General features: G+C 29.0%; 12 protein-coding genes. All 12 read left to right on the top strand.

The features are described from left to right. Positions 1-419: 419 nt before the first annotated feature. On the top strand, positions 420-689 hold the full coding sequence (locus DK442_RS24215; RefSeq protein WP_109438506.1) for a hypothetical protein: 270 nt from the start codon (positions 420-422) through the stop codon (positions 687-689). 141 nt (positions 690-830) lie between these two features. Continuing rightward, entirely contained in the window at positions 831-1,703 is an 873-nt protein-coding gene (locus DK442_RS24210; RefSeq protein WP_109438505.1) for an RNA polymerase sigma factor, read from the top strand. Between the two features lie 129 nt (positions 1,704-1,832). Beyond that, a complete protein-coding gene (locus DK442_RS24205; RefSeq protein ID WP_109438507.1) occupies positions 1,833-2,324 on the top strand; it encodes an MxaD family protein in 492 nt (163 codons plus the stop codon). A gap of 69 nt (positions 2,325-2,393) precedes the next feature. Beyond that, positions 2,394-2,558, top strand: coding sequence for a hypothetical protein (locus DK442_RS28370; protein ID WP_160114335.1), 165 nt, complete (start codon positions 2,394-2,396; stop codon positions 2,556-2,558). Positions 2,559-2,714: 156 nt separating this feature from the next. After that, positions 2,715-3,011 carry a hypothetical protein gene (locus tag DK442_RS24200; RefSeq protein ID WP_160114334.1) on the top strand — a complete coding sequence of 99 codons (297 nt, stop codon included), beginning with the start codon at positions 2,715-2,717 and terminating at the stop codon, positions 3,009-3,011. 40 nt (positions 3,012-3,051) lie between these two features. After that, complete coding sequence (locus DK442_RS24195; protein WP_109438503.1) at positions 3,052-3,534, top strand: SRPBCC family protein; 483 nt, start codon at positions 3,052-3,054, stop codon at positions 3,532-3,534. A gap of 770 nt (positions 3,535-4,304) precedes the next feature. Beyond that, a complete protein-coding gene (locus tag DK442_RS24190) occupies positions 4,305-4,718 on the top strand; it encodes a DUF6463 family protein (protein WP_109438502.1) in 414 nt (137 codons plus the stop codon). Between the two features lie 130 nt (positions 4,719-4,848). Next, on the top strand, positions 4,849-5,415 hold the full coding sequence (locus DK442_RS24185; RefSeq protein ID WP_109438501.1) for a hypothetical protein: 567 nt from the start codon (positions 4,849-4,851) through the stop codon (positions 5,413-5,415). Between the two features lie 88 nt (positions 5,416-5,503). After that, a complete protein-coding gene (locus DK442_RS24180) occupies positions 5,504-6,205 on the top strand; it encodes a hypothetical protein (protein ID WP_109438500.1) in 702 nt (233 codons plus the stop codon). A 52-nt stretch (positions 6,206-6,257) separates the two neighbouring features. Then, on the top strand, positions 6,258-7,691 hold the full coding sequence (locus tag DK442_RS24175) for an amidohydrolase family protein (protein ID WP_109438499.1): 1,434 nt from the start codon (positions 6,258-6,260) through the stop codon (positions 7,689-7,691). Between the two features lie 94 nt (positions 7,692-7,785). Then, positions 7,786-8,229: a GNAT family N-acetyltransferase gene (locus DK442_RS24170; protein ID WP_200825168.1), complete on the top strand. Its 444-nt coding sequence runs from the start codon at positions 7,786-7,788 to the stop codon at positions 8,227-8,229. A 259-nt stretch (positions 8,230-8,488) separates the two neighbouring features. After that, positions 8,489-8,920, top strand: coding sequence for a hypothetical protein (locus tag DK442_RS24165; RefSeq protein ID WP_109438497.1), 432 nt, complete (start codon positions 8,489-8,491; stop codon positions 8,918-8,920). Positions 8,921-9,059: the final 139 nt, after the last annotated feature.

The following is a 9,059-nucleotide window of genomic DNA, read 5'->3' as shown; positions in this document are numbered from 1 at the left end:
AAAGAGAAGGGATTATCAATGTTGACGAACTGCAATGTTCTACGTGTATATTAATCTTATTCCTCTCTTTTGTTCTTTCTGATTAAACCTTAAAATTAAGAGATTGTAAACTTAAGACGTGTATAATGCATTACTTACTCTTTGTTTATTCAGAATAATTATTTGCAAATCCTTTATTCTATTTTCTTTTGCTAAATTTAACCTAACCAACGTAACGACATCATACACGAACACGTTAGTATTAAATTAAAATGAATAAAAAAATATCTTCTAATCTTACGAAAATCTTTCAGATAATATTAATTGTAAAATTCATCATTTTCTCCATTATAGTTTTTATTATGCTATTCATATTTGACTTCAAAACAAACTTTATAATAATAACTTTTTGGATTATCGGTCTATTTATTATGCGCAGCATGGGAATAACTAAACTCAAAACAGTCTATTGGAATGAACAATCTTTATCAATTGGAAATGTAACATCTAAAAATTTAATTCCATTAAATGATGTAAAAAATATTGAACGGACTTTTCTTTTTGATGATTTACCGTTTAAAATAAAGTATATGAAATCGGGAGAATTAAAGACATTATACTTTCTTCCTAAAAGCAGCATATTTCAGGATATGATGAGCGAAAACAAACTGATTGAAGAACTAAAAAAAGAAATAAAAATACGCAGATAGATCAATTGATTAAGGTATACTTGCCTTGATTCGATTTATATATTTGGCGTTAGTCACAAACTGAAAAAAACAATCCTCAATTCAATAACTTTTGTAACACTTTTAAGAATTCTGTATCTAAACTAAAAAAACCTTTATACTATGGAATTTCCTTTTAGTAAATCTTATTCAGACACAGAACAACAAAACCTCGTCAAACAAGCTATAGAGGGCAATAGGGAATCTCTAAATAAAATTATAAGTTTTCATCAGCCTTTCATTTACAATGTGGCTTGGAAAATGTGTCATAACTCTATTGATGCTCAAGATTTAACTCAAGAAGTTCTTATTAAAGTAATAACCAAATTAGGACAATTTAATTTTAAAAGTAAATTTAGAACATGGCTATATCGTATCGTTGTTAATGAGTTTTTACTATCTAAAAGAAGAAAAGGCGAAGCACAGTTTTCTGATTTTGATGATTATGGAAAGCGCTTAGACCAAGTTCCAAATCCAGAATTGAGCGTTGAAGATGAAATAAACTATCAAGAACTATCAAAAGAAATGCAGATTCAATGTATGAGCGGAATGATTATGTGCCTTAATAGAGAACAGCGATTAATATTCATTCTTGGAGCAAGTTTTGGAATTGACCATACACTTGGAGGAGATATTTTTGGAATAAGCCCCCAAAATTTTAGAATAAAACTTCACAGAGCACGTAAAGATTTGTTTAATTATATGAACAACAAATGTGGTCTCGTTAATAAAAAAAATCCTTGTCGATGTCCAAAAAAAGCAAAAGCTTTGAAACAAATGGGTGTTTTAGACGAAGAAAAAATGCTTTTTAATATCAAAACAAAAACGAAAGTAAAAGATTTTGTTGAGGACAATCATGAAGAAGCTTTAAATGATTTTACATCAACTTATAGTAAACTATTTCAAGAACATCCAGTTAAGGAAGATTTTAATAAAGAAACCATTATCAAAGAGCTCATAAATAATGATAAACTTTCTGCCTATTTCAATTTATAAGTTCTGAAAAACTTCTTTTAAATGATTAAAAAGGTTACTTCATGATGAAGTAACCTTTTTCATTTTGTAACACATTGTACTTGTCTGTATCAAAACAGTAAATCATTAATGCACATAAAATTTATTGACATGGAATTCAAAAAAGAAATCATTATCAACAAACCTATAGAAGCAGTATGGGAAATACTGGGGAATCAATTTGGTGATGCCTACAAATGGGCATCAGGCTTAAATCATTCAAAAGGTTTTAGTTCACCAGTGATTAAGGGAGCTCCATCAAATAATAGAGCTTGCGAATTGCCGTCAGGCAAGATCAAAGAGGTAATCAAAAAATTTGACATCGGTAATTATATTCTTGAATATGAAGTTATTCAAGGCTTTCCTTTTTTTGTAGATACTGCAATTAATAATTGGCAACTGTTAACAATAGACTCTGAAAAGACAAAAGTGCAAATGCATTTAGTCGTAAAAACAAAAGGTTTAATAGGTAGCATTATGAGACCTATGATGAAAATGCAACTAAGTAAACAAATAGAATACATTCCAAATGATTTGAAACACTTTGTTGAAACAGGAACCCCTAGCCAGAATAAAGTAAAAGAAATTGAAAAACTACTATAGAAAGTTGTATAGGTTTTGTAACACCAACTCAAAAGCGGTATCAAAGTAGTAGAACTTAAATTTTAAATTATGAAAAACAAAATCAAATCGACGTTAGCATTAATACTAATAGGGATATTTAGTATTAATGTATCTGCACAAAGTATGGAAAAAAAATTTCGTGCGGTTAAGGTAGAAATGAAAATAGAGGCACCTGCTGAACGTGTATGGAAAGCAATGGTTTTAGATTACTGAGAAATATCAAACTTTTCACCGTATATATATACATCAGATTATACCAATGGTTCTTTAAAAGGTGAATTAGGAGCCAAACGTAAATGCAATTTTAATATTAAAGGGACGCAATGGTCTAAAGAGCGAATTGCAGAAATCGATAATGAAAATATGGTAATGCGTAATGTAGTTATTGATGGAGCGAAACTTCCTTTAAACTTTGATAATTCTCAAGCTTTTTACCGAGTAAAAGACAATGGCGATGGAACTTCAACCGCTTCATATGAATTTCAATTTAGAACAAAACCAGCCTTTTTAGGAATAATTGCCAAAGGAGGATTTAAAAAACAATTGTCTGGCACTCTTGTAGGATTAAAACACTACATCGAAACAGGCGAACGTGTTACTGGTGGAACTAACAAATACAAGGAAATAAAGAAGAAGTACCCTAAGGCTACATTAATAAAAACTTAAACATAAAAACAAATTTCAATAACATTCAAAAATTAAAATCATGAAAAAAATAGCAATTTTATTAACCGTATTTATTTTTTCAACCTTTACATTACAAGCTCAATCACCATTGGTAACCGAAATAGAAAGTTCTGCAGATGAAGTTTGGGAACAAATTCGTGAAATGGACAATATAGATAAGTTATCATCATTCGTATCAAAAGTGCAATGGAAAGGTCCAAAAGGAATTGGTGGGGAGAGAGTTTGTACTTCAGCAGATGGAAAAGGTCACTTTAAAGAAAAGATAACTGGCTTCGATGATAAAACTAGAACTTACTCGTACCAAGTTGTCGAAGGAGTTCCTGCAAAAAATATGAACAATATGATTAAGGTAATTGATTTAGGTTACAACAAGTCAATGATAGTGTGGACTTCAAATTATGAGTTTATTGAAAACCCAAATATGACCAAAGAACAATTTGATGGTTTTATAACAACTGCAAGAGTAGAAATGGTAGAAAACATCATCAAAATAGTGAAATAACACCAATGCCTAACAATGTATAAAAACAATAGCGGTTTCGGTGCTTCATCGAAATCGCTTTTTTATGTTTATAGTGGATCTAAGTCTATAAATTAATACTTAAAAACCATTTACTACTCTTATACTAGTCTGTTGTATGTCATTAAAATTGAATGAAATAATTGATAAAACAGCTCTTAATTATAGTAATCTTGAGAAAGAAACAATTTCAAGTTGGGAGGCTAACGGTAAAATACTTGAATACAAAAAAGGTAAGCAGATTGTAGTGGAAGAGTAACAAAAACAAATTACTTTATGTGATAAAAAGATCTCTAAAAACGTATTACATTAATAATAATCAGAAAATTATAGATTAGTTTACTTTACTTCAAGCACTGACTTTCTAACAGACAAGCCAAACCTTCATCATATTGAAACTATGGAAGATTGCGTTATTCTTGAAACCAAAAAGGATAAAGTTGAATTTCTCTCCAAAAAATATCACGATTACGAATACTTATTTCACATTATACTATCCAAGGTAATTGTTTAATTTAGAAACAGAATATTTTCACTTCGGTTTAAGACAATTAAGCAATGTAACATTATAAAAGTTTAACAAAACAACATCTAAATATTGAATCAATCGCACCATTAAGTCATATTCCAACTTTTTTAGGAATCACTCAAGAAACGCTTAATTAGGATAAGAGCGGATAAAAAATAATTTGATTTAGGTCAAAAACAATTTATTTGAAAGTAATTAATTTTGTGTCAAATAAAGAAAAAAGATGAAATTAACGAACGGAAAAATATTACTATACATAGGAATTGCTCATTTTTTATTAGGTGTTTCGCCATTTGCATTTGGCAAACAGTTTCTAGAATTCGCCAATAAACTGTTTTTCAAAATTAGTGAAGGACTTATTGAATTCCCTTTATTAAATGGGCAAATGAATTATGAAAATTTTGCCGCATTTTGGTTTGTTTATTTTGGAATATTATTAATTCCAATTGGATTTTTAGTTGACTATATTGAAAAAACTACTGAAAATATACCCAGTAAATTTATTTGGTCGTATTTAATTGTAGTTCTAATCGGAGTATATATGATCCCTTTTTCTGGAATGACATTCATTATGTTACCTCACGCAATGTATATGGCAATTCAAAAACGAAAACAAAAAAATAAAACGAACGTATAATTATGTATTAATTATCAAATCTAATAACTAAATCATTGGGATAGTTAATCTTCTAAAAAAGTAAGTTTACTCATTTTTAGTTTTATGAATAAACTAACTAATTTAGTTTTGAGAATAAACTGAACAAATAATGAAAAAATTACTATACTTATTCGTAGCGCTTTTCAGTTATAGTATGTCTTCTCAAGATTTATTAGATTTAGCTTTAGTTGATAAAACAAAGATTGTTGACAAAGAAGGTTACAAACCTAATTTAAAGACAGACAAATGGAATATCAATAATTATCTATATGAGCTAAATGAAAGTAAGCTGATTTTGAAAGATTCGATAATCTTAATTGAACTAATTTCAAAAACCACTACTCAAAACTTAACGGAATGGAAAATAGACGAACTAAATGAAGTTTATCTGACTAAAAAGAACCAGAAAATTAATATAAATGCTGCTCTGGAATCTATTAAACCAAAATCTAAAGAACAAAAAAGAGAGCTGAAAAGGAAAATAAGACGGTTTAATAATAATCCCCACAAATGGAGAGGTTGGCCATTATCAATATCTAGACCTATTTTTTCTGATGATAATAAATACAGCATGATTAGTTTTAAATTTGGTAATAATGGAGGATACTCCAGTCTATACAAAAACTTGAATGAAGAATGGAAATTGATTGGCGTTTTTAATCGATTTGCATATTAAAAACTATACACAACAATTTGTATATTGCATATACTCCTTTCGGGAAGCAAACGCAACATATAAGAAACGTTATAGCCAATTATAAGAGATGAAAACCAAACATTTTATATATATTCTATTCATATTTTTGTTTAATGTTCTTATTGGTTGTAGTGGTAATAATCATCACTCAAAATTATCTCGAATTTCTCATGAATCCTTTTTATTACCTAAACTACTTAATAGCGAAAGAATTAAAATTAAATTTGGAAACTATAATGTTAAAGTTCTTAATCAAAATAGTAAACTAAGAATATCCAATTTATATAGTTTACATGATGGAAAGAAAATTACGCGAACCCTTGCTATTGTAAAATTTACTGAGACTATAGATAGTACTTTCATAAAAGAGCATTTAAAAATTTTAAGTGGTCAATCTATAGGAGAAACTTTCAAAAAGAATCAATGGAGAATTGAAAAGAAAAGCCTTTATTTTGGCGAGATTTTACCTCAGACTGATTTTACAGAGACATATAAAATAATGGGGAATATTAATCCTTCAAAATTAGCAATTTACATTTATGAATTTAATATAACTAAAGACAATAATAGCCATCAATATGCAATAATTTCAGAGATTTATCACCCTGAATACCTCACTTTTGATAATCTAAGAAAGATTAATAAGAATGCAGATAAGCACTTAGAAAAAACTAATTTTATTCAAGAACTATTAGAACTAGCAGAAAACAAAATGAAAATTAATTATAATAAACTGCAAACTGACCATACCAACATATATAAAAAATAGTGGTTAAAACACACTACTTCTCATATATACCTCTTTAGCAGTAATTAGATAAATGAAAATATTAAAACGTTTATTAAAAATTGTATTAGCAATCATAGGTTTATTAGTGCTAACCTCGATTATTATACTTTGGGTTGATTCACAAAAAACTAGCTATCTCAATATTGATAAGAATGAACTAACAGCTAATGATTCTTATCTTATTACCAACGTTAATGTAATACCAATGAATCAGGATACTGTTTTAATAAACAAAATGGTATACATAAAAGAAGGTATAATTGAAAAAATTGCAGATACTATTGAGGTCGATAAAATTCAAATTTTTGACGCAAAAAACAAATACATAACACCAGGTCTTATCGACATGCACGTTCATATTTGGGATAGGTACGAACTTGGTCTCTACCTGTCAAATGGAGTCACGGCGGTTAGAAATTTATGGGGTATGCCTATGCATCTAAGAATTAAGGAGGATGTCGTTAAAAACAATATTTTCTCTCCCATCTTTTTTACGACGGGTCCTAAACTAACGGGAACTGAATTTATTGGTGACGATAATTTAAATCTAACCAGTCCGAGTGAAGCTAAAGAAAAAGTGATCTCATATAAAGACAGAGGTTACGATTTAATCAAAACTTACTACGGATTGGATAAAGAAATCTTTGATGCAGTGGTTGAACAGGCTGAGACTTCTAACATTGATATTGTTGCCCATCCTTCACAAAAAGTACCTTTTTCGTATCATTTAAAATCACAAATCAAATCTATCGAACATGCTGAAGAAATTGTACAACAACCATTAAAGTTTGATTTAGATACGATCAAACTTCAATCCATTATTGATTCTATTTCACTTTCAAAGCATACCAGTTATAGCCCTACAATTACAGTATTTAATAATATCTATCAAATGATGATAGACGATTCAATTTTAGATTCAGAATCATTGGAATACATGAATCCACTGATCAAAAAAGTAGACAGTAAAAAACAATTTGATCGTTGGTTTAATGCCAAACTAAAAGATTCAACTGTAGTTCGTAGAATAAAAAATCAACATTACTTTCATATTGCCATCGTACAAAAGCTCCACAAAGCAGGTGTAAATATAATTTGCGGAACAGATGGAGGTATTGGTGTAACCCTTCCAGGATTTTCAATACATCAGGAACTAAAATTTTACAAAGAAGCCGGGCTTTCTAATTATGAAGTATTAAAAACGGCTACTGTAAATGCTTCCAAAACACATTCTATTATGAATTCTATAGGAACGATTGAAGAGGGTAAGCTTGCTAATTTATTAATACTGGATAGTAACCCTTTGATAACACTATCAGCACTTAAAAATCCTTCATCAGTTTTTATAAAAGGACGAAAGTTAGATAGAGAGCTACTCAAATCTTTTAATCAAAAAGCTAAGAATAGGAAGAATTTAATAGCTTCTGCTCTCAGGTATTTAGAAAACTTACTAATTGAAAAATAAAACTATCACTAACAAAGTTTATTAACCATAGTGGTTTCGTAAGGAAAATTTATACATATAATGTTGTACGTCATTTAATTTACTCTAAAACATAATGAAAATAATAAGAACAAATTCTCAAAATCCAGAATTTAAAAGACTTGTACAATCACTAAATTTAGACCTTGCAGAAAGAGACGGTAAGACTCATCCTTTATCTCAATTCAATGATATCTCTAATTTAAATTATGTTGTTTTAGCATTCAAAAAAGATAAAGCAATTGGTTGCGGAGCAATCTCTGAATACAATTTTAATTCTATGGAGATTAAAAGAATGTATGTATCGCAAGAGTCAAGAGGTCAAAGAGTTGGAGAGAAAATTTTATCTGAATTAGAAAACTGGTCTAAAGAATTAGGATATTCCAGATGTATACTCTTTATGGGCTCAAAACAACCTGAAGCGGGTAAACTTTATCAAAGAAACAATTATAATTCTATAGAGAAATACGGTATACTAAAGAATATTCCGGACAGCTTATGTCTTGCGAAAGATTTATAAATAAAAATGAAGTTTAAAAAATATCTAGAATTATAAAGCTAGAATTATAAAGATGATAAAGTAAGGTAAAACTGGTTACAACAGGATATATGTGTTCATAGCAGCTATGTGATAACTGATTGGTTCTTGTATATTTGGTAAGACGCAATGCTTGCAAAAAGTAAAAGTTAGCAATCACTGCTCAGAAAAATCAAAAAACAGAGTAACATTTTGCCTCGCTACTATTCTTATACTATAACGTTGGGTAAAATTTGACAAAATGAATGTTAAAACTAAATATGTAATTGGGATTGGAATCACTCTAATACTTACAATTTCCGGGTTTGTGGTCTTTGGACTTTTTCTAATGGATAATGAAGATACGTACGGTGACTTGGTATATTTTAATAAGAAAGTTGAGAATGGAGATATCATATTTCGCTGTAAAAAAACCGATACACCGGGTTCTATAACAGAATTCAATGAATTTGGAATAATAGAAAAATCTTGGAATAAAGTATACGTTTGGGATAATCAAAGTACTATGAAAAAAAACCTCTACGAATGGGCAGGAAATGGTAATGGAGAAAGAGTTAGAGTATTTAGAATAAAAAAAACAGAATTCGACATGAATGATATCAAAAAGGTGAATGGGAATTATAATTATCTAATGGATTCTGGAAAAATGAATTTTGTAATAGAGAATTACTAAAAAACTGTTCACAACAAAGAACTGAGTTAAAAAGCAAGTCTTTTTAGTTTAATCTTGAAATATAATTTTCATCATAAGGCAATCCACTTTTTGCTATTGCAAAAGCCTGTTTCAATAACTTATTTGATACTGCAATTAA

The organism is Aquimarina sp. AU119 (assembly GCF_900312735.1).
Lineage (GTDB): Bacteria > Bacteroidota > Bacteroidia > Flavobacteriales > Flavobacteriaceae > Aquimarina > Aquimarina algiphila.
Note: the sequence above shows the minus strand (reverse complement) of the source record. Positions and strands in the feature narration are given on the sequence as shown.